18 protein-coding genes are annotated in these 19,969 nt (G+C 73.3%); 11 read left to right on the top strand and 7 right to left on the bottom strand.

The features are described from left to right. Positions 1 to 20 precede the first annotated feature (20 nt). On the top strand, positions 21 to 1,190 hold the full coding sequence (locus C8K30_RS24485; RefSeq protein WP_108495524.1) for an acyl-CoA dehydrogenase family protein: 1,170 nt from the start codon (positions 21 to 23) through the stop codon (positions 1,188 to 1,190). Between the two features lies 1 nt (position 1,191). Here C8K30_RS24485 and C8K30_RS24480 read toward each other — a convergent pair whose 3' ends face one another. Next, the gene (locus tag C8K30_RS24480) at positions 1,192 to 1,800 is read right to left on the bottom strand and encodes a TetR/AcrR family transcriptional regulator (RefSeq protein ID WP_108495523.1); all 609 of its coding nucleotides are present in this window, start codon (positions 1,798 to 1,800) and stop codon (positions 1,192 to 1,194) included. A 9-nt stretch (positions 1,801 to 1,809) separates the two neighbouring features. Next, positions 1,810 to 3,201, bottom strand: a complete 1,392-nt coding sequence (gene melA, locus C8K30_RS24475; RefSeq protein WP_108495522.1) for an alpha-galactosidase — start codon at positions 3,199 to 3,201, stop codon at positions 1,810 to 1,812. A gap of 108 nt (positions 3,202 to 3,309) precedes the next feature. On the opposite strand from melA, the gene C8K30_RS24470 reads away from it, so the two are divergent. The 5 genes from C8K30_RS24470 (at position 3,310) to C8K30_RS24450 (ending at position 10,473) form a co-directional block, all read left to right on the top strand. Continuing rightward, complete coding sequence (locus C8K30_RS24470) at positions 3,310 to 4,158, top strand: helix-turn-helix domain-containing protein (RefSeq protein WP_158281116.1); 849 nt, start codon at positions 3,310 to 3,312, stop codon at positions 4,156 to 4,158. Positions 4,159 to 4,203: 45 nt separating this feature from the next. Further along, on the top strand, positions 4,204 to 5,844 hold the full coding sequence (locus tag C8K30_RS24465; RefSeq protein WP_108495520.1) for a fucose isomerase: 1,641 nt from the start codon (positions 4,204 to 4,206) through the stop codon (positions 5,842 to 5,844). A gap of 108 nt (positions 5,845 to 5,952) precedes the next feature. Beyond that, on the top strand, positions 5,953 to 7,440 hold the full coding sequence (locus C8K30_RS24460; RefSeq protein ID WP_233257448.1) for a carboxyl transferase domain-containing protein: 1,488 nt from the start codon (positions 5,953 to 5,955) through the stop codon (positions 7,438 to 7,440). A gap of 5 nt (positions 7,441 to 7,445) precedes the next feature. Further along, a complete protein-coding gene (locus C8K30_RS24455; RefSeq protein WP_108495519.1) occupies positions 7,446 to 9,521 on the top strand; it encodes a biotin carboxylase N-terminal domain-containing protein in 2,076 nt (691 codons plus the stop codon). After that, positions 9,514 to 10,473 carry a hydroxymethylglutaryl-CoA lyase gene (locus C8K30_RS24450; protein ID WP_108495518.1) on the top strand — a complete coding sequence of 320 codons (960 nt, stop codon included), beginning with the start codon at positions 9,514 to 9,516 and terminating at the stop codon, positions 10,471 to 10,473. Before C8K30_RS24455 ends, C8K30_RS24450 begins: the two co-directional genes overlap by 8 nt. A 12-nt stretch (positions 10,474 to 10,485) precedes the next feature. On the opposite strand, the gene C8K30_RS24445 is transcribed toward C8K30_RS24450, so the two are convergent. Continuing rightward, a complete protein-coding gene (locus tag C8K30_RS24445; protein WP_108495517.1) occupies positions 10,486 to 11,373 on the bottom strand; it encodes a LysR family transcriptional regulator in 888 nt (295 codons plus the stop codon). Positions 11,374 to 11,455: 82 nt separating this feature from the next. Between C8K30_RS24445 and C8K30_RS24440 the strand changes: the two genes are divergently transcribed. Together C8K30_RS24440 and fgd are read left to right on the top strand one after the other, a co-directional pair. After that, positions 11,456 to 12,700, top strand: a complete 1,245-nt coding sequence (locus C8K30_RS24440) for an MFS transporter (RefSeq protein WP_158281115.1) — start codon at positions 11,456 to 11,458, stop codon at positions 12,698 to 12,700. A gap of 67 nt (positions 12,701 to 12,767) precedes the next feature. Next, a complete protein-coding gene (fgd, locus tag C8K30_RS24435) occupies positions 12,768 to 13,772 on the top strand; it encodes a glucose-6-phosphate dehydrogenase (coenzyme-F420) (protein WP_108495515.1) in 1,005 nt (334 codons plus the stop codon). Here fgd and C8K30_RS24430 read toward each other — a convergent pair. Continuing rightward, positions 13,769 to 14,422, bottom strand: a complete 654-nt coding sequence (locus tag C8K30_RS24430; RefSeq protein ID WP_108495514.1) for a response regulator transcription factor — start codon at positions 14,420 to 14,422, stop codon at positions 13,769 to 13,771. The two genes, fgd and C8K30_RS24430, sit on opposite strands and share 4 nt — an antisense overlap. Before the next feature lie 5 nt (positions 14,423 to 14,427). Next, positions 14,428 to 15,684, bottom strand: coding sequence for a sensor histidine kinase (locus C8K30_RS24425; RefSeq protein WP_233257419.1), 1,257 nt, complete (start codon positions 15,682 to 15,684; stop codon positions 14,428 to 14,430). 132 nt (positions 15,685 to 15,816) lie between these two features. Between C8K30_RS24425 and C8K30_RS24420 the strand changes: the two genes are divergently transcribed. The 3 genes from C8K30_RS24420 to C8K30_RS24410 are packed head-to-tail and all read left to right on the top strand — an operon-like array spanning position 15,817 to position 18,553. Next, entirely contained in the window at positions 15,817 to 16,233 is a 417-nt protein-coding gene (locus C8K30_RS24420) for a hypothetical protein (protein WP_146197585.1), read from the top strand. A gap of 14 nt (positions 16,234 to 16,247) precedes the next feature. Beyond that, positions 16,248 to 17,843 carry a multicopper oxidase family protein gene (locus C8K30_RS24415; protein WP_199230684.1) on the top strand — a complete coding sequence of 532 codons (1,596 nt, stop codon included), beginning with the start codon at positions 16,248 to 16,250 and terminating at the stop codon, positions 17,841 to 17,843. Positions 17,844 to 17,863: 20 nt separating this feature from the next. Then, the gene (locus C8K30_RS24410; protein WP_233257418.1) at positions 17,864 to 18,553 is read left to right on the top strand and encodes an HAD hydrolase-like protein; all 690 of its coding nucleotides are present in this window, start codon (positions 17,864 to 17,866) and stop codon (positions 18,551 to 18,553) included. An 85-nt stretch (positions 18,554 to 18,638) separates the two neighbouring features. On the opposite strand, the gene C8K30_RS24405 is transcribed toward C8K30_RS24410, so the two are convergent. Then, positions 18,639 to 19,169 (bottom strand): O-acetyl-ADP-ribose deacetylase, encoded by a 531-nt coding sequence (locus C8K30_RS24405; protein WP_108495511.1) that lies wholly within the window; start codon positions 19,167 to 19,169, stop codon positions 18,639 to 18,641. After that, positions 19,166 to 19,639 carry a GNAT family N-acetyltransferase gene (locus tag C8K30_RS24400; RefSeq protein ID WP_108495510.1) on the bottom strand — a complete coding sequence of 158 codons (474 nt, stop codon included), beginning with the start codon at positions 19,637 to 19,639 and terminating at the stop codon, positions 19,166 to 19,168. The genes C8K30_RS24405 and C8K30_RS24400 overlap by 4 nt, the downstream gene beginning before the upstream one ends. Positions 19,640 to 19,969: the final 330 nt, after the last annotated feature.

Raw genomic sequence — 19,969 nt, 5'->3', positions numbered from 1 at the left:
ACCTCTGTGACATGCCTAACATGCATACCTCACCAGAGAACCCGGGGCACACCAAGCTCCGGGACGCGGTACGGAACTTCGCCGACCGCGAGATAGCGCCCCACATCGCCCGATGGGACAGGGAGAAGCACCTGCCCGTCGAAGTGGTGCACCAGATGGGGGAGCTGGGCCTGTTCGGCCTGACTGCCCCGGAGGAATACGGAGGGTCCGACCTCGGGCTCACCGGGCTCACCATCGCCGTCGAGGAGATCGGCCGCGTGGACCAGTCCGTCGGCATCACGCTCGCGGCCGGTGTCGGCCTCGGTGTCGGGACCATCCTCGCCTTCGGGACCGACGACCAGAAGGCCACCTGGCTGCCCGACCTCGTGGCGGGCCGCACGCTGGGCGCGTTCGGCCTCACCGAACCCGGCGCGGGCAGCGACGCCAACGCCATGACCACCACCGCGGAGCTGGTCGACGGCGAATGGGTGGTCAACGGCGCCAAGCAGTTCATCACCAACTCGGGAACGTCGATCACCAGCGTCTGCACCGTCGCGGCGCGCACCGGCACCCGGCCGGACGGCAGCCCGGAGCTCAGCGCCATCATCGTCCCCACCGACACCCCCGGGTTCGTCGTCGAACCCCTGCACGACAAGATGAGCTGGCGCGCCTGCGACACCCACCCGCTGCGCTTCGAGGACGTGCACGTCCCCGAGGCCAACCTGCTGGGGGTGCGCGGCAACGGCTTCAAGCAGCTCATGCTCAGCCTCAACACGGGGCGCGTGGCCGTGGCGGCGCTCGCCACCGGCTGCATCCAGGCCATGCTGGACCTGACGGTGGAGCACGCCGGTGTGCGCCCCACCTTCGGCGGGCCCATCGGCCGCAAGCAGGGCGTCGCCTTCCAGATCGCCGACATCGAGGTAATGCTCCAGGCGAGCCGCGCGCTCACCTACCGGGCCGCCGCGCTGAAGGACGACGGCGCGCCGCTCGACGAGTTCCGGCGGGCGTCGTCGGTCGCCAAGCTCTACGCCACGGAGTCCGCAGTGACGGCCACGCGCGTCGCGGCGCAGGTCTTCGGCGGCTACGGCGTCATGGAGGACGGGCCGATCGCCCGCTTCTACCGGGACGCGAAGGTGCTGGAGATCGGCGAGGGCACCTCGGAGCTCCAGCGCATGCTCATCGCGAGGGGCCTGGGCCTCCCGGTGGAGTAGGTCAGGAGAGCAGGGCCGCGCGCGCCATGCGGGTCAGGAGGGACCGCATGGTGTCGCGGCCGATGCGCGCGCTGTGGGGCGTGGAGTTGAGCAGGCCGAACGCCGCCTGCACGGCGGCGCGTGCCTCGGCCGGGTCCAGGTCGGGGCGCAGGGGGCGCAGCGCGTCGGCCCAGACCTCGATGTAGGCGAGCTGGTGCTTGCGCACCTGCGCGCGGGCCTCGGTGCCCAGCGCGCCCCACTCGCGCTCCTGGATCACGATGAGCGCCGGGTTGTCGAGCGCGAAGTCGGCGTGCCGGGCGATGAGGGCGACCAGCGCCGCGTCGGGGGCGTCGGTTGCGGCCGCCCCGTCGGCCCCGGCGTCCCCCGGCCGTCCGACGGCGGAGCGCGCCCCGCCGTCGGACAGCAGCTCCCGCGCGCCCGCGAGGAGCTGGTCGGAGGCGTGCAGGAGGCACTGCCCGAGGATGTCCTCCTTGCCGGCGAAGTGCTTGTAGAGCGCGGGTCCGGAGACGCCGACCGCCGCGCCGATGTCCCCCATGGAGACGCCATGGAAGCCACGGGCGGCGAACAGGTCGGCGGCCGTGCTCAGGATCTGCTGCCTGCGCGGAGTCACCGGGGCAGTCTAAGAGCGGGCCGGCGCAGCGGGGCGCAGCGCGGCGGGCAGCAGCGCCGCGTGCGCGTCGAGCAGCTCGTCGGTCATCGCCCGGATCTGCTCCAGGGTGCAGTGCGCGGAGGTGAGCGGGTCCATGGCCACGGCGTGGTGCACGTGCTCGACGTCGCCCGTGAGTGCCGCGCGGACCGCGAGCGTCTGCACGTTGACGTTGGTGCGGTTGATCGCCGCGAGCTGGGGCGGCAGGTCGCCGGACGACGTCGGCTGCACGCCGTTCGCGTCGACCAGGCACGCCACCTCGACGCACGCGTCGTCGGGCAGGTTGGTGACGACCCGCCCGGCGTTCGGCACGTTGCCGTACACGACGGCGGGCACGCCGGTGACGACGGCGTTGACTATCGACGCCCCGTACTCGACGGACGGGCTGAGGTCGGCCTTGAGGCGTTCGAGCTGCTCGTCGACGTCGCCCTGCTCGTCGTGCGCGGCGCAGATCTCGTAGTAGTCCCAGCGCTCCGGGATGTACTCCAGGGTCGTGGCGGCGTCCTTGCGGAAGTACGGCACGTACTCCGACGCGTGGTGGCTGGACTCCGTCTCGAAGTACCCGAAGTGGTTCATCAGGGCGGTGCGCACCTGCTCGTTGCCGCCCTCGTAGTTGCTGGCCGCCAGCGCCTCCGCGGAGTGGTCGCCGCCGTCGGCCAGGAGGTCGGCCGCGGCGCGGCCCCGCTGGTGCCGCTCCTTCATCACCTCGCGCAGCCTCGGGTAGAGGTCCTCCGTGCCGTGCCGGAACTCCAGGACCCACGCCTGGTGGTTGATGCCCGCGCAGCGGAAGGACACCTCGTCGTACGGGACGCCGAGCGTGCGCGCCAGCATCCGGGTGGTGCCCTGCACGCTGTGGCACAGGCCCACGGTGCGCAGGCCGAGCGCGTTCAGGTAGGCGGTGGCCATGGCCATCGGGTTGGCGTAGTTGATGAACTGGGCGTCAGGGCACACCTCCAGGGCGTCGGCGGCGATGTCCTGGTAGGCGGTCACGGAGCGCAGGAAGCGGAACACGCCGCCCGGGCCCACGGTGTCGCCCACGGTCTGGTCGACGCCGTACCGGCGCGGGATCTCGACGTCGTGCCGGTAGGACTCCACGCCGCCGACCTGGAACGTGATGATCACGAAGTCCGCGTCCCGCAGGGCCGCGCGCCGGTCCGTCGTCTGCTCCACGACCGTTGGCAGGCCGTGGTGCGCCACCAGCTCCCGCGTGGCGCTCGCGACCCGGTCCAGGCGTCCGGCGTCGAGGTCCATGAGGCTGAGCGTGGCCCCCTGCAGGGCCGGGAAGCTGAGCAGGTCGCCGACGAGGCGGAACGGGAAGACGAAGCCGCCGGCGCCGATGATGGTGATCTTCGGGGAGTGAGCCATACGGCGACGCTAGGTCCGAGGATGCCGGTGAGACCTCCGGCTGCGTGCCCCGACTCTCCGGGATCCTTCGATCGGCGCCCCGGCCGCGCAGCCCCTATGCTCCCGCCCATGGTGCTCTTCGACGACGAGGTCGAGCTGGACGAACCCGCCCTGTGGGTGCGCCACGGCGCGCCGCCGGTGATGAAGCGGCCGCACCGGCACGACGACCTGGAGCTCAACCTCGTGCACGCCGGGCGGCTCGAGTACCTTTTCGGCGGGTCGTCCCTGCGGGTCGAGGCGGGCGAGGTCGCGCTGTTCTGGGGCGGGACCCCGCACCAGCTCGTGGACCCCGGCGCGACGCCGACCGACGTGTCCTGGGTGCACATCCCGCTCCCGCGGGTGCTGAGCTGGGCGCTGCCCACCGAGCACGTGGCGGTGCTGCTGCACGCGCGGCCCGTCGTCGTGCCGGCGACGGCGCTGGTGCGGGACGTCGCTGCCCTGTTCGCCGCCTGGCACCACGACGTCCTGGACGGCGGGTACGACGCGGTGGTCATGCTCGAGGCCCACGCGTTCGTGCGGCGGGTCCTGGCGGACGTCACGCCCGACGGCCCGGAGCACGGCCCGACGACGGCGCCCGCGCCGGTCCCGCAGACCGGGGCGGCCGGCCGCGCGACGGCGATGGCGCAGTTCGTGGCGGAGCACTACCGCTCGCCGATCACCGCGACGGACGTGGCCCGCGCCGTCCACCTGAGCCCCAGCCACGCGATGACCCTCTTCAAGCGGGTCGTCGGCACCACCGTCGGCACGTACATCGCGCGGTGCCGCGTCGCGGAGGCGCAGCGCCTGCTCATCACGTCGGACCGCACCACCGCCGAGATCGCGCACGCCGCGGGGTTCACTGCGCAGAGCAGCTTCTACGAGACGTTCCGGCAGGTGTGCGGCATCGCGCCGGGCGACTACCGCCGCAGCTTCCGCTGAGGCCCGCGTCGACCATCGGACAAGCACCGGATGAGGGAGCAGCACATGTCCTACAACTTTCCCGCCGTCACCACGCGGCCCCAGGCCGCGCCGAAGACGGCGTACCTCGTGGCCAGCGGCGACCTGCGCGAGTCGGCGAACCGGGCCGGCTGGCCCACGCAGGCCGCGATGGAGGCCGAGGTCACGGCGGCCTTCGCCGATCTCGGCTGGACCGTCGTCCGGGCCAACGACGTCGACCCCGCCACGGGGCACGGGTTCATCAGCTCCCAGCGGATGGGGCTCGACGTGTTCCGGTCGATCCCGCCGGAGGCGCCGCTGATCGTGGCCGAGGCGGTCTGGCAGTACAGCCACCACGTGCTCGCGGGCCTGCGCACCCACCAGGGCCCGATCCTGACCGTCGCGAACTTCGTCGGGGACTGGCCGGGCCTGGTGGGCCTGCTCGGTCTCAACGCCGGGCTGACCAAGATGGGCAAGCCCTACTCGACGATCTGGAGCGTCGACTTCACGGACCAGTGGTTCCGGGACGGGATCCGGCAGTGGCTGGAGACGGGCACTATCGAGCACGACGCCTCGCACGTGACCGACTCGCCGGTGCTGCCCGCCGGCCCGCAGGCCGACCTCGGGCGCGCGCTGGCCGCCCAGCTGCTGCGCGACAAGGCGATCGTCGGCGTCTTCGACGAGGGCTGCATGGGGATGTACAACGCGATCATCGACGACGAGCTGCTCAACGCGATAGGCATCTACAAGGAGCGCCTGAGCCAGTCGGCGCTGTGGGCCGAGATGCAGCGGGTGTCCGACGCCGAGGCCGCCGCCGTCCAGAGCTGGCTCGAGGCCGCAGGCATGACGTTCCGCCTCGGCGAGGACGAGGCCACCGACCTCACGCCCGCGCAGCTGGCCTGGCAGCACAAGATGTACGTCGCCGCGCTGCGTATCGCCGACGACTTCGGGCTGGACGCCGTCGGCATCCAGTACCAGCAGGGCCTCAAGGACCTCAGCCCGGCCTCGGACCTGGCCGAGGGCCTCCTGAACAACGTGGTCCGGCCCCCGGTCACCTCGCGCGACGGCGCGCGCGTGCTGTGGGAGGGCAAGGCCCTGCCGCACTTCAACGAGGCCGACGAGGGCGTGGCCGTGGACGCGCTGGTCACCAACCGGCTGTGGACCGCGATGGGCCTGGACCCGGCCACGACGCTGCACGACGTGCGCTGGGGTGAGGAGCTCGACGGCCGGTTCGTCTGGGTCTTCGAGATCTCGGGCTCCGTGCCGCCGTCGCACCTTCAGGGCGGGTACGCCGGCGCGCAGGGATGGCGGCAGAATCCCGTGTACTTCCCGCTCGGCGGCTCCACCATCAAGGGGGTCTCCCGGCCGGGCGAGATCGTCTGGTCCCGCGTCTACATCGCCGGCGGCCGGCTGCACGTCGACCTCGGGCGCGCCTCCGCCGTCGCCCTGCCGCAGGAGGAGACGGAGCGCCGCTGGCAGGCGACCAACCCGGAGTGGCCGATCATGCACGCCGTGCTGCACGGCATCAGCCGCGACCAGTTCATGGCCCGGCACCGGGCCAACCACCTCAGCGTGGCCTACGCGCCGGACGCCGCGACCGCCGACGACGCGCTCGTCGCCAAGGCCGCGTTCTTCGCGGGGCTGGGCGTCGAGGTGCACGTGTGCGGGGAGGTGGCGGCGCTCGCCTGACGCGCCGGGGTTAACGATCATTAACCAACGGACTATGCTGCGCACGTGACCATCAACGTCGGCGTTGGACCGGATCTGCGCACCCTCACCGCGCAGCTGAGGGAGCGGATGGCGCGCGTGCGCCAGGGCGGGTCGCCCGAGGCGCGCGCCCGCCATATCGGCCGCGGCAAGCTGTTGGCCCGTGACCGCGTGGACCGGCTGCTCGACCCGGGCAGCGCCTTCCTGGAGATCGGCGCCCTGGCGGCCTACGACATGTACGGCGGCGAGTGGGCGGTGCCCAGCGCGGGCATCGTCACGGGGATCGGCCGGATCGCGGGTCGCGAGTGCGTGGTCGTCGCCAACGACGCCACGGTCAAGGGCGGCACCTACTACCCGATGACGGTGAAGAAGCACCTGCGCGCGCAGCAGGTCGCCGCCGAGAACCACCTGCCGTGCGTCTACCTCGTGGACTCCGGCGGCGCGTACCTGCCGATGCAGGACGAGGTGTTCCCCGACCGGGAGCACTTCGGGCGCATCTTCTACAACCAGGCGAACCTGTCCGCGCGGGGGATCCCGCAGGTCGCGGCGGTCATGGGGTCCTGCACCGCCGGCGGCGCGTACGTGCCCGCGATGAGCGACGAGGCGGTCATCGTACGGGACGAGGGCACGATCTTCCTCGGCGGTCCGCCCCTGGTCCAGGCCGCAACGGGCGAGATCGTAACGGCCGAGGAGCTGGGCGGCGGCCTGGTGCACACCACGACGTCGGGCGTCGCGGACCACCTGGCCGACGACGACGCGCACGCCCTGCGCATAGTGCGCGAGATCATCGGCACCACCCCGGCCGCACCGCGGACCCTGGACCGGGCGGAGCCCGAGGAACCCGAGCTGGACCCCGACGGGCTCTACGACGTCCCCGCCGACCCGCGCACCCCCTACGACGTGCGCGACGTGATCCGGCGGATCGTCGACGGCTCCCAGCTGCAGGAGTTCAAGGCCCGGTACGGCGAGACCCTGGTGTGCGCCTTCGCGCGGATCGACGGCTACCAGGTCGGCATCGTGGCGAACAACGGGATCCTGTTCTCGGAGTCGGCGCTCAAGGGCGCGCACTTCGTGCAGCTCTGCGACCAGCGGCGCATTCCCCTGGTGTTCCTGCAGAACATCGCGGGCTTCATGGTCGGCAAGGAGTACGAGCACCGCGGCATCGCCAAGGACGGCGCCAAGCTGGTCACCGCCGTGGCCTGCACCTCCGTCCCGCGGTTCACGGTGGTGCTCGGCGGCTCGTTCGGCGCCGGGAACTACGGGATGAGCGGCCGCGCCTACGACCCCCGGTTCCTCTGGATGTGGCCGGGTGCCCGCATCTCCGTCATGGGCGGCGAGCAGGCGGCGTCGGTCCTCGCGACCGTGCAGCGTGACCTGGCGCCCGAGGACGTCGAGGCGTTCAAGGACCCGATCCGCGCCCGGTACGAGGCCCAGGGCAACCCCTACTACGCCACGGCGCGCCTGTGGGACGACGGCGTGATCGACCCCGCCGACACCCGCCGCGTCCTCGCCCTCGGCCTGGCTGCGGCCGCCCACGCCCCGATCCCTGAGCCGTCCTACGGCATCTTCCGGATGTGATAACGATGCCCACCCCGATACACACCCTGCTGATCGCCAACCGCGGCGAGATCGCCCTGCGGATCATCCGCACCGCACGCCGCCTCGGGCTGCGCACCGTCGCCGTCTACTCCGACGCCGACCGCGCCGCCCCGCACACCCGCGCCGCCGACGTCGCCGTACGCATCGGGCCGACGCCGGCCGCCGAGTCGTACCTGTCGATCCCCGCGCTGCTCGCGGCCGCGAAGGAGACCGGCGCCGACGCCGTCCACCCCGGCTACGGGTTCCTGTCCGAGCAGGCCGAGTTCGCCCGCGCCGTCATCGGCGCCGGACTGACCTGGGTGGGGCCGCCGCCCGAGGCGATGGACGCCATGGGGCGCAAGGACACGGCGCGCAGGATCGCGGAGGCTGCGGGCGTGCCCGTGCTGCCGTCGTTCGGGAAGGTCCAGGGCACGTCGTTCGCCATGGTGGGGGGCCTCTCCTTCCCGATCCTGGTCAAGGCCGCGGCGGGTGGCGGCGGCAAGGGCATGCGCGTCGTCCGCTCCCAGGAAGAGCTCGCTCCCGCGATCGCCGCCGCCGGACGCGAGGCCGCCGCCGGGTTCGGCGACGACACCCTGGTGCTGGAGCCGTTCGTCGAGCGCGGCAGGCACGTCGAGGTGCAGATCCTCGGCGACGAGCACGGCAACGTGCTGCACCTGCACGAGCGCGACTGCTCCGCCCAGCGCCGCCATCAGAAGGTCCTGGAGGAGGCGCCCGCCCCCGACCTGGACCCGGCCCTGCGCGAGCACCTGCACACCTGGGCCGTCAGCCTGGCCCGCGAGGTCGGGTACACCGGCGCCGGGACCGCCGAGTTCCTGGTCGACGTCGGCGCCTCGGCCGACTCGCCCAGCGGCGCGGCCTGGGCCGGCGAGCGTGTGGGCGCCTGGTTCCTCGAGATGAACACCCGCCTCCAGGTCGAGCACCCCGTCACCGAGGAGGTCGTCACCGTGCGCGGCGAACGGATCGACCTCGTCGAGCAGCAGCTCCGCGTAGCGGCCGGCGAGGAGCTGGGCTTCACGCAGGACGACGTCGCCGTCGTCGGCCACGCGATCGAGGCGCGGATCTATGCCGAGGACGCGTTCGGCGGGTTCCTGCCGCAGGCGGGGACCGCCACGCGGGTGCGGTGGCCCGGGCCGGAGGGCTCGGAGGCCTCGGCAGGATCGACCAGCGGGGCGTCGACCGGCGTGCGGGTGGAGGCCGGCATCGAGGACGGCACGGTAGTGCCGGCCGCCTACGACCCCATGGTCGGCAAGGTGATCGCACGCGGCGCCGACCGCGAGGCAGCCCGGCACGCCCTCGTCGACGCGCTCGACGCGACCGCGATCGGCGGCCTGGTCACCAACACCGGGTTCGTACGGGCGCTCGCGGACTCCGCCGCGTTCCGCGACGGCGAGGTGCACACCGCGTGGCTGGACTCCCACGAGCTGCCGCCGCCGGATCCCGGCCCCGCGCTCGTGGCGGCCGCGTGGACCGTCGCTGCCGCTGCGGCGTCCGACGGCGGTGACGGGTGGCGGCTGGGCGGCCCGCCTGCGGACACCTGGGTCGAACTCGACGACGGGGTGCTCCGGGTGAGCACCACCCGGGGCGAGGTGCGTCGCGACGGCGAGCCGCCGACGTCCTGCCGCGCGGTGGGCGGCCTGGTGGGTGTCTCTGCGGGTGACGGGGACGGCGTCGTGCTTCTCGCGCTGGACGGCGTGACCGCGCGGTTCGCCGTCGACGTGGGGCCGCGGTCCGTGGAGGTGAGCACCCGCGGGCAGACGTTCCGGTTCGTCCGGCCGGGTGCCGCGAGCGTCGCGGCGGCCGAGCTGTCCGACGGCGTCGTGCTCGCCGCGATGCCCGGGGCACTGGCCCGCGTCGAGGTGCGCGACGGCGAGGTGGTGACCGCCGGGCAGGCGCTCGGCGTGCTGGAGGCGATGAAGATGGAGGTGGCGCTCGTGGCGCCGTCGGACGGTGTGGTGCGCGTGCGCGCGGCGGCGGGGGAGCAGGTCGCGGCGCGGCAGGTGCTCTTCGAGGTCGAGCCAGGCGAGCCGGCCATTGACGGGCAGGAGGCGACCGATGCCTGACCAGCTCGACTGGGTGGTCCGGGGACCCCAGGTGGTGCCAGACCCGAGCCTGCCCGACCGCGTGACCATCTACGAGGTGGGCCCGCGCGACGGGCTGCAGAACGAGGACGCGGTGGTCCCGACCGCGGTGAAGGTCGACCTGGTCGAGCGGCTGCTCGACGCCGGCCTGCCGTACGTCGAGGCCACGAGCCTCGTGCACCCGCGTTGGGTGCCCCAGCTCGCCGACGCCGAGGAGGTGCTGGCTGCCCTCGTTGGCCGCATCGGCGACCGCGCCCGCGACCTGCCGGTGCTGGTCCCGAACGAGCGCGGCCTGGAGCGCGCCTACGACCTGGGGCTGCGGCACATCGCCGTCTTCGCCAGCGCCACGGACTCGTTCGCGCGCCGGAACCTGAACCGTTCCCTGGACGAGCAGTACACGATGTTCGAGCCCGTCATGACGCGGGCGCGCGCGGCCGGGATGCGGGTGCGGGCGTACGTCTCGATGTGCTTCGGCGACCCGTGGGAGGGCGACGTACCGCTGGACCAGGTGGTCGCGGCGGGCAAGCGGCTCATGGACCTGGGGGCGGAGCAGCTCTCGCTCGGGGACACGATCGGCGTCGGGACGCCGGGGCACGTCGTCGCGCTCCTGGACGCGCTGAACGACGCCGGCCTGCCCGACGACGTGCTCGCGCTGCACGCCCACGACACCTACGGGCAGGCGCTCGGCAACGTCGCCGCCGCGCTGCGGCACGGGGTGACGACGTTCGACACGTCGGCGGGCGGGCTCGGCGGCTGCCCGTACGCGGAGTCGGCCACCGGGAACCTCGCCACGGAGGACCTGCTGTGGATGCTGGAGGGGCTCGGGATCACCACCGGCGTGTCCATGCCGCGCCTGGTGGAGACCGGGACCTGGCTGGAGGGGCACCTGGGCCGCCCGTCGCCGAGCCGGGTGCTGCAGGCGCTCCGGCCCTAGTCCGCCGCGTTCCTAGGCGGGTGCGTCCGCCGTCAGCCGGTGCAGCAGGGCCAGCGCCGCCTCGACCGGGCGCGTGGTGCGGGGCCGTGTGACGGACTGGAGCGAGAAGCCCAGCGGGGTGTTCAGGGGGCGGGTCACGGCGCCCCGCGCGGGGTGCAGCACGAAGGTGGGCACCACGGCGACGCCGAGCCCGGCGGCGACGAATCGCGAGACGAGCCCCATGTCCGGGCTCTCGACGACGACGGTCCGGCGCAGCCCGCGCGCGGCCAGCACCCGTTCGAGGACCACCCGGTGGCCGAACCCGGGCGGGCCGTCGACGAACGGCTCGGCGACCAGCTCGTCGAGCGGGAGCACGTCGCGCCGCGCCAGCTCGTGGGTCTCCGGGACCACCGCCACGAACTCGTCCACCAGGATCTCGTGCGTGCGCAGGCCCTTGAGGTCGGCGAGCGGGAGCCCGGTGATCGCGACGTCGAGGCGGCCGGCGCGGACGTCGTCCGCCAGGCCGGTGGAGCCGGTGGGCGAGGCCACCACGCTCAGGGCGACGCCCGGATAGAGCTCGTGGAACCGCCCGGCGAAGGTGGGGGCGTCGACCACGTCGGAGTTGGCGAAGACGCCGAGGCGCAGACGCCCGCGCAGGCCGCTCTCGGTGGCGGCCACCACGTCGAAGACGCGGTCGACCGACTCGATCGCGGCGCGTGCCTCAGGCAGGAGGGCGCGCCCGGCGTCGGACAGCTCGACGCGGCGGGTGGAGCGCACGAAGAGCGTGGCGTGGACCTCACGTTCGAGCGTGCGCACGCCCGCCGACACCGCTGACTGGACCGTCTGCAGCCGGTGGGCGGCGCGCGTGAAGCTGCCCTCCTCCGCGACGGCGATGAAGTACTCCAGGTGCCGGGTGTCCACGAGCCAATTATCACTTATCGCGATAATCGTGATCGATATATGTCGCTTGTTCTGATGAATGGTCCACGCGCAGACTGCTGGGGTGACGAACACGCAAGCCACCTCCGCACCTGCCGCACCCACCCGGACGGCGCCTGCCGGCCCGCGCCGCCACGGCATCGGGTTCTGGGTCACCGGTCTGACGTTCCTGCTGCTCATGGCCTTCTCGACGGTGCCGACCCCGCTCTACACGCTCTACGTGGCCCGGGACGGTTACGGCCCGTTCACGGTCACCGTGATCTTCGCGGCGTACGCGGTGGGCGTTGTCGCCAGCCTGTTCTTCGTGGGACACCTGAGTGACCGGGTCGGCCGCCGCCCGCTGATCCTGCTCGCGGCGGCGCTGGAGATCCTGGCCGCCGTGGGCTTCCTGGTCCGGGATGACCTGGCCGGCCTGCTCGTGGCCCGTCTGGTCTCGGGCGTCGGGATCGGCGCGCTGACCGCCACGGCCACCGCCTATCTCGCGGAGCTGGACGGCGCCCGGTCCCGGCCGGCGCCGGGGCGGGCGGCCGTGGTGGCGACCGTCGCGAACCTGGGCGGCCTCGGGCTCGGCCCGATCCTGTCGGGGCTGCTCGCGGCGCAGTCGGCCCACCCGCTGGTGCTGCCGTACGCGCTGTTCGCGGTGGTGATGGTCGGGCTCCTGGTCGCCACGCTGTTCGTGCCGGAGACCGTGCTGCACCGGCCGGGGCTGCGGCCCTACCGGCCGCAGCGGGCGGCGATCGGCAGCGAGGTGCGCGGCCGGTTCGTGGGCGGCGCCATCGGCGCTTTCACGGGGTTCGCCGTCCTCGGCCTCTTCAGCTCGGTGGCGGCGTCGTTCGTCCGCGACGAGCTGGGGCAGCCGTCCCTGATCGTCGCGGGCGCCGTCGCGGCGACGCCGTTCCTGGCCGGCGCGCTCGGCCAGTCCCTCCTGGCCGCCAGCACGCAGGAGGTCCAGCTCCGCTGGGCGTCGGTCCTCATCGTCGCGGGCCCGGCCGCGCTGTTCGGCGGTGTCGTGCTGGCCTCCACGTGGCTCTTCGTGGCGGGCGGCCTGCTGGCCGGCGGAGGTGCGGGGCTGCTGTTCAAGGCGGCGCTCGGCCGGACGGCGGCCCTGGTGCCGCCGGAGGCACGGGCGGAGGCGCTGGCGCTCGTCTTCCTCGTCGCCTACACGGGCCTGGTGGTCCCGGTGCTCGCGGTCGGCGTCGGCCTGGTGTACCTGCCCGCCGCGGCGGTCCTCGGCGTCTTCGTGGTGCTGGTGGCGCTCGCCGGCGGGTGGGCGGCGTCAGCGATGAGGCGTGGCCGATCGGGTGGTTGACCAGGACGGATGTGATGTGCGCGACGACGGGGTTCGAGGATCGGCGATCGAGCGTAAGGTCTCAGATGTGACTCTGAAGATCGGTTACAAGGCGTCCGCCGAGCAGTTCGGGCCGCGCGAGCTGGTTGAGCTCGCAGTACGCGCCGAGGAGGTGGGACTGGACAGCGCGATGGTCTCCGACCACTTCCTGCCGTGGCGGCACGAGGGGGGCCATGCGCCGTCGGCCCTCGCCTGGCTGGCGGCGGCGGGGGAGCGCACCTCCCGCATCCAGCTCGGCACGAGCGTGCTGACCCCCACGTTCCGCTACAACCCCGCGGTGATCGCGCAGCAGTTCGCCACCCTCGCCCTCCTCACTTCAGACCGCGTGATCCTCGGCGTCGGGACGGGCGAGGCACTGAACGAGATAGCGGTCTCGGGCCGGGAGTGGCCCGAGTTCAAGGAGCGGTTCGCGCGCCTGCGTGAGGCCGTGCAGCTCATGCGGGCCCTCTGGACCGAGGGCTCCGTGGACTTCGACGGCGACTACTACAAGCTGGTCGGCGCCAACATCTACGACCGGCCGGAGAACCCCGTGCCCGTCTACATCGCGGCGGGCGGCCCGCTCGTGGCCAGGTATGCGGGGCGCGCGGGCGACGGCTTCATCTGCACGTCCGGCAAGGGTATGGACCTGTACACGGAGAAGCTGCTGCCGGCCGTCGCCGAGGGCGCGGCCAAGGCGGAGCGACCCGTCGCCGACGTCGACAAGATGATCGAGATCAAGATCTCCTACGACCGCGACGCCGCCGCCGCGCTGGAGAACACCCGGTTCTGGGCGCCGCTGTCGCTGACGCCGGAGCAGAAGCACAGCGTCACCTCGGCCACCGAGATGGAGCAGCTGGCGGACGAGCTGCCGATCGACCAGGTCGCGAAGCGCTGGATCGTCGCGTCCGACCCGGACGAGGCCGTCGCGATGATCAAGCCCTACGTGGACGCCGGCCTGAACCACCTCGTGGTGCACGGCCCCGGCCACGACCAGGAGCGGTTCCTCACGCAGTTCAGCGAGGACGTGCTGCCGCGCCTGCGCGCGCTCGGCTAGGGCCGCACCAGCCCCGTCTCGTAGGCGAGGATCACCAGCGCCGCGCGGTCGCGCGCACCGAGCTTGGCCAGCAGCCGGCTCACGTAGGTGCGTGCGGTGGCCGGGCTGAGGTACAGCTCACGGGCGATCTCGTCGTTCGTCAGCCCCCGGCCCAGCTGCTGCAGCACCTCGCGCTCACGCTCGGTGAGCCCTGCGAGCCGGTCGACGCCGGGCCGGGGCGCCGGGCTCGCGGCGACGGCCCGGAGAACGGTGGCGGTGACCGCCGGGTCGAGCAGCGCGTCGCCCGCCGCGACGACCCGGACGGCCCGGCGCAGCTCGGCAGGCGCGACGTCCTTGAGCAGGTAGCCGGACGCGCCCGACCGGACGGCCTCGAAGACGTGCTCGTCCTCGTCGAACGTGGTCAGGACCAGCACCCGGACGCCGGCCAGCGCGGGGTCGGCGACGATCTCCCGGGTGGCGGCCAGGCCGTCCAGGCGCGGCATGCGGATGTCCATGAGCACGACGTCGGGCCGCAGCTCCCGCACGCGGGAGACGCCGGCGCGCCCGTCGGCGGCCTCGGCGACGACGGCGATGTCGCCCTCGCTCTCCGCGAGGGCACGCAGGCCCGCGCGCACGAGCTCCTGGTCGTCGACCAGCACGATCCGGATCATGGGCGTCACTCTTCCAGCCGGAGGGGCAGGTCGGCGGTCACGACGAACCCGCCGTCCGGCGCGTCGGCGGCGGTAAGGCCGCCGCCGAGGAGGGCCACCCGCTCGCGCATCCCCGAGATGCCCGAGCCGGGTTCGAGGTCCGGGCCGGCACCGCGGCCGTCGTCGGCCACGCGCAGGGCGAGGCGACCGCCGGTGACCCGCGCGGAGACCGTCACGCGCGTGGCCGCGGCGTGCCGCAGCACGTTCGTCAGGGACTCCTGCGTTATCCGGTAGGCGGCGGCGTCGATCGCGCCGTCGAGCGCCCCGGCCGGCACGTCGACAGCGACGTCGACGGCGAGCCCCGCCGCGCGGGCCGACCGCGCCAGGGCGTCGATGCCGGCCAGGCCGGTCGGGGCGGGGGCCTTCGGCGCGGCTGCGTCGTGCGAGGCTGCGTCGGGCTCGGCGGCGTCGGATGCCGCCGTCCCATGCGCCGTCGTCTCCTGCGACGCCGTCCCTGGCGCGGTGCCGACGGGCCCACGTAGCACCCGCACCGTCGACCGCAGCTCGCGCAGCGTGCCCGACGTCGCCTCACGGACGTGCTCCAGCGCGCGCCGGGCCGCGTCGTCGTTCCGGCCCACCGCCTCCGCCGCGACCCCGGAGTGCAGGGCGATCACCGACAGGTTGTGCCCGACGACGTCGTGCAGGTCCCGGGCGATGCGCAGGCGCTCCGCCTGGAGCCGCTGGCCGGCGGCGCGGGCCTCGTGCCCGCGCGCCTCCCTGGACAGGCGGACCGCCACGCCGAGCGCCACGGCCGCCGCGACCAGCGCCACGTTGGTGACCAGGTCGTACGGTGCCAGGTATTCCTCGGGGGTGTTGCCCACCGTCCGGTAGTACGTCGAGACGGCGATCAGCACGAGGCCCCCGCCGATCGCCCAGCCGGTGTGCCGCATCTCCGCCGCCGAGTAGAGCGCCGCGACCGCGGGCAGCGCCATCCCGATCGGGGAGAGCTCGAGGATGTAGTAGGCGAACACGCCTAGCACGGTGACCACGACCACGGTGCGCGGCACCTTGCGCCGCAGGAGCACCAGCGCCCCGAAGCCCGCCGCGAACAGGTACGCCCCGGTACCGGTGCGCCGGACGGTGTCGGTGTCCGCGGCGATGACGACGGCGACCACCAGCGCCATGGCGAGCGCCAGGACGACGTCGGTGACGCGGGGGTCGACGGTGCGTGGTTGGACGACGTGCGGTCGCGGGGCGGCTCCGTGCTCGGGCTGTTCTGGCACACCGCCACCCTACGGAGGGGGTGCCCCTGAGGCATCAGCCCGTGGGAGTCAGGGTGATGTCGCCTCCGGGCGACATCACGAGACGATCCCGGGCCGATGTGGGGACCGGCCCGCGCGAGGCACCGTCGGGGCATGACATCACCAGACCTTCCGGCCCAGCCCGCGCCGGGCCCCGCCGTCCCGTGGGCGGTGGTCGCCGGCCTCTCCACCATGGCCCTGCTCTGGCCGCTGACCGGGCTCACCGGCGTCGTCGGCACCGGCGCGCCCCGGGCGTTTGCCATCATCGGCATCACCGCCGTCGTGTGGATCGGGGTGGTCGGCCTCGGCCGGGTGCCCCGGCCCGTGCTCACCCTCACGCTCACCGGGGTGGCCTACGGGCTGGTCGCGACCGCGATCAGCCTGCTGGTCCCGGTGCTCGCGGGCTTCGGCGGCCCCGGCGGCGGGCCGGCGTGGACCATCGTCCCGGCGCTGCTCTACAACGCGATGTGCGGCGCCCTGGCGGGCGTGGCCGCGGCCGGCGTGCAGCGGCTGCGCGGGGCGGACCGATGAGGCGGGGCGGGCCGATGAGGCGGGGCGGGCGCGCGAGCGGCGTCGGCTCGCTCGTCGGGGGATCGCTCGCGGGAGGCTCGCTCGGGAGAGGCTCGCTCGTCGCGGGCGTCGCCGCGCTCGTCGTCGCCCTCGCGGGCTGCGGCGCGATCCCGGGCTCGGTCACCCCGGTGGACGAGGCCGAGTTCACGAACGAGCTCGCCATCCCGCCGCTGGCGCCGTCGCGGGTGGTGGACGGCACGCGCGTCTTCTCCCTCACCGCGCAGGAGGGCGTCACGGAGTTCCGGCCCGGCGTCGAGACGCGGACCTGGGGCTACGACGGCTCCTACCTCGGGCCGACCCTGCGCGCCGAGCGCGGGGAGCGCGTCGCCGTCGAGGTCACGAACGATCTCGGCGAGCCGACCAGCGTGCACTGGCACGGCATGCACCTGCCCGCCGCGATGGACGGCGGGCCGCACCAGGAGGTAGCCCCCGGCGCCACGTGGCGCCCGACCTGGGAGATCGACCAGCCCGCCGCCACCCTCTGGTACCACCCGCACCCGCACGGCAAGACCGAGCAGCACGTCTACCGCGGCCTGGCGGGCATGTTCCTCCTGGACGACGACGCTTCGCGTACCGCGGCGCTGCCGCACACCTACGGCGTCGACGACGTCCCCGTGATCGTGCAGGACAAGATCCTCGACTCCGACGGGCAGCTCGAGCTCAAGGACGACGGCAGCGAGCCGGGCACGCTGGGCGACGTCGTCATGACGAACGGCACGGTGGGCGCCTACCAGGAGGTGACCACCGAGCGGGTGCGGCTGCGCCTGCTCAACGGCTCGACGGCGCGCACCTTCCAGCTCGGCTTCGAGGACCGGGACATGGACCTCGTGGCGACCGACGGCGGCCTGCTCGACGCCCCGGTCCGGCTCGACGAGGTGCGCCTAGCGCCGGGCGAGCGGGCCGAGGTAGTCGTGAAGATGAAGCCGGGGGAGACCACCCGGCTGCACTCCGCCGAGGCCGACCTCGGCAACCTGGTGGTGCCGTTCGCGATGGGGGCCAACGACGCGTTCGACGTGCTCGAGCTGCGCGCCGCCGACGAGCTGGCGCCCTCGCCCGAGCCCGCATGGGCCGCCTCCGAGCACGCCGCCGCCGACGAGCTGCACGAGGCCGACGTCTCCATGACCCGGACGTTCGAGCTCGACGACAGCAGGATCAATCGCCGGCGGATGGACATGGGCCGCATCGACGAGGTGGCGACGGTGGGCAGCACCGAGGTGTGGGAGGTGCACAGCACCGTCCCGATGCCGCACAGCTTCCACGTGCACGACGTGCAGTTCCGCGTCCTGAGCATCGACGGCGAAGCGCCGCCGCCCGAGCTGGCGGGCCGCAAGGACACGATCTACCTGGAGCCGGGCCGGGAGTACCGGCTCCTGATGCGGTTCGACGACTACGCCGACCCAGACATGCCGTACATGTACCACTGCCACATGCTGATGCACGAGGACGCCGGGATGATGGGGCAGTTCGTCGTCGTCGAGCCGGGGCAGGAGGCGGGAACGGTGCCTGAGCACGGTGCGGGCACGGGGACGGACGGCGGTGCGGGCACGGACGGCCACGAGGGGCACCACTGAACGTGTGGCACGCTCACCTGGTGACTCTCTCGCTTCCCGACCGCATCACGCACGTCCTGCTCGACCTCGACGGCACTCTCACCGACTCCGCGCCCGGCATCATCGGATCCCTGCGCTCCGGCTTCGCCTCGGCCGGCTTCGACGTCCCCTCCGACGAGGTCCTGCGGACCTTCGTCGGCCCGCCCCTGGGGGCGAGCCTGGCCCGCATCGGCCTGTCCGACGCCGACGCCGCCGCCACCATCGCCGCCTACCGGCGCGACTTCGAGGTGCGCGGCATGTTCGACAACTCGGTGTTCCCCGGCATCCCGGAGGCGCTCGCCGAGCTGCGCGAGGCCGGGGTGACGCTCCTGGTCGCCACGGCCAAGCCGGAACGCTACGCCCGGCAGATCGTCGAGCACTTCGGGCTCGACGGCCACCTCGCGGGCGGGCTCGACGGCGTCCACGGCGCGACCGACTATGCGGCCGGGGAGGCACAGGGCAAGGAGGTGGTGGTCGAGCGTGCGGTCGCCCACGCGGTGGCCCTCGGGGCCGACGTCGGGCAGGTCGTCATGGTGGGCGACCGCGAGCACGACGTGCACGCCGCCGCGCACAACGACGTCCCGACCGTGGGCGTGACCTGGGGTTATGCGTCTCCCGGCGAGCTGGAGGCCGCGGGCGCCGTGGCTGTCGCGACGACGCCGGACGAGCTGCGCAAGCTGCTCACGAGCTGATTCCGCCAGCGGGCCGGGGGCCGCCCAGGGCTCGCTGGTGGCGTCGTCTGCTGTCGGCCGACGTCGTCTGTTGTCGGACGGCGGATCAAGCCGCGCGTAGAACGGCGTCGAACGCGTCCCGGATGCGCTCGTCGACCACGACGAACCGCACCTGCTGGATACTCGCCTCGTGGTGCTGGGCGAGCCAGCCCCGGGTGGTCATGACGGCGATGCGGGCGACGTCGGGCACCGGCCAGCCGTATGCGCCCGCGCTCACCGCCGGGAAGGCGACCGACCGCACGTCGAGCTCAGCGGCGACGTCGAGCGACCGGGCGAAGCACGAGGCGAGCAGCGCGGGGTCGTCCTGGCCGCGGTGCAGGTTCGGCCCGACGGTGTGGATCACCCAGGACGCCGGCAGGTTGAACGCCGGGGTGGCGACGGCGTCGCCGATGTCCAGGCCGCCCGGGTGCGTGGTGTTCCGGAGCCGTCGGCAGGCCTCCAGCAGGCGGGGCCCGGCGGCCGCGTGGATGGCGCCGTCGACCCCGCCGCCGCCCAGGAGCGTGGAGTTCGCCGCGTTGACGACGGCGTCGGCCTCGACACGGGTGAGGTCACCGATCTCGACGGACGTGCTGCTCATGTGGCCCCTCCTGGTGCGCTCGCCGGGGCGCCCACTGGTGTGCTCGCTCCGCGGCCGGGCCGTTCCATCCATTTGTACCTCTCGGTCACCGGTACCCAGCCGAACTGCTCGTAGAGGCCGTGCGCGTCGGCGGTCGCGAGGAGCGTGCGGCGCAGACCGAGCGGCTCGATGTCGGCGACCACGCCGGCGATCAGGAGCTTGCCGACGCCCTGCCCGCGCAGCCCCGGGTCGACGACGACGTCGGCGAGCCAAGCGAACGTCACACCGTCGGTCACGACGCGCGCGAAGGCGACCTGCTCGCCCGTGTCCCGGCGGTAGACGCCATAGGGCCGGGACCCCGCGATCGCCGCGTCCATCACGCCGCGCGGGCGGTCCTTCGCCCAGTATGTGTGGGCGATCAGCTCGTGCACGCGGGCACCGTCGATGCGGGTCGGGTCGGTGGAGAACTCGAAGGGCGAGTCATCGTTCATGGTCCGGAGTCAATCACTGGACGGTGACACTGTCCGAGCGAATATGGCCCAGCGTCCTCCTTGCGCCGGGTTCTTACGCGGCTGGCAGAAGGGCGGGCGGGTGTGGGTGGCTCGCCATAGGATCGAACAAGCGTCCGCAGCAATGGGACCGATCCATAGACTTTACGACGTGAGAGAGGAGCGTGTCGGTATGCGTGAAGGACAGCTCGACGGCGGTACGGGCAGCGGGCCCGCTGCCGGTGCGTTCCTGGACGACGGACTCGCGCAGCAGGGCGGTCCGGGTGAGGCGTTCGTGCGTGACGAGACACTCGTGCGCCTAGTGCCGGACGA

This window comes from Promicromonospora sp. AC04, assembly GCF_003058225.1.
Taxonomy (GTDB): domain Bacteria; phylum Actinomycetota; class Actinomycetes; order Actinomycetales; family Cellulomonadaceae; genus Promicromonospora.
This window is presented reverse-complemented; position numbering and strand designations above follow the sequence as displayed.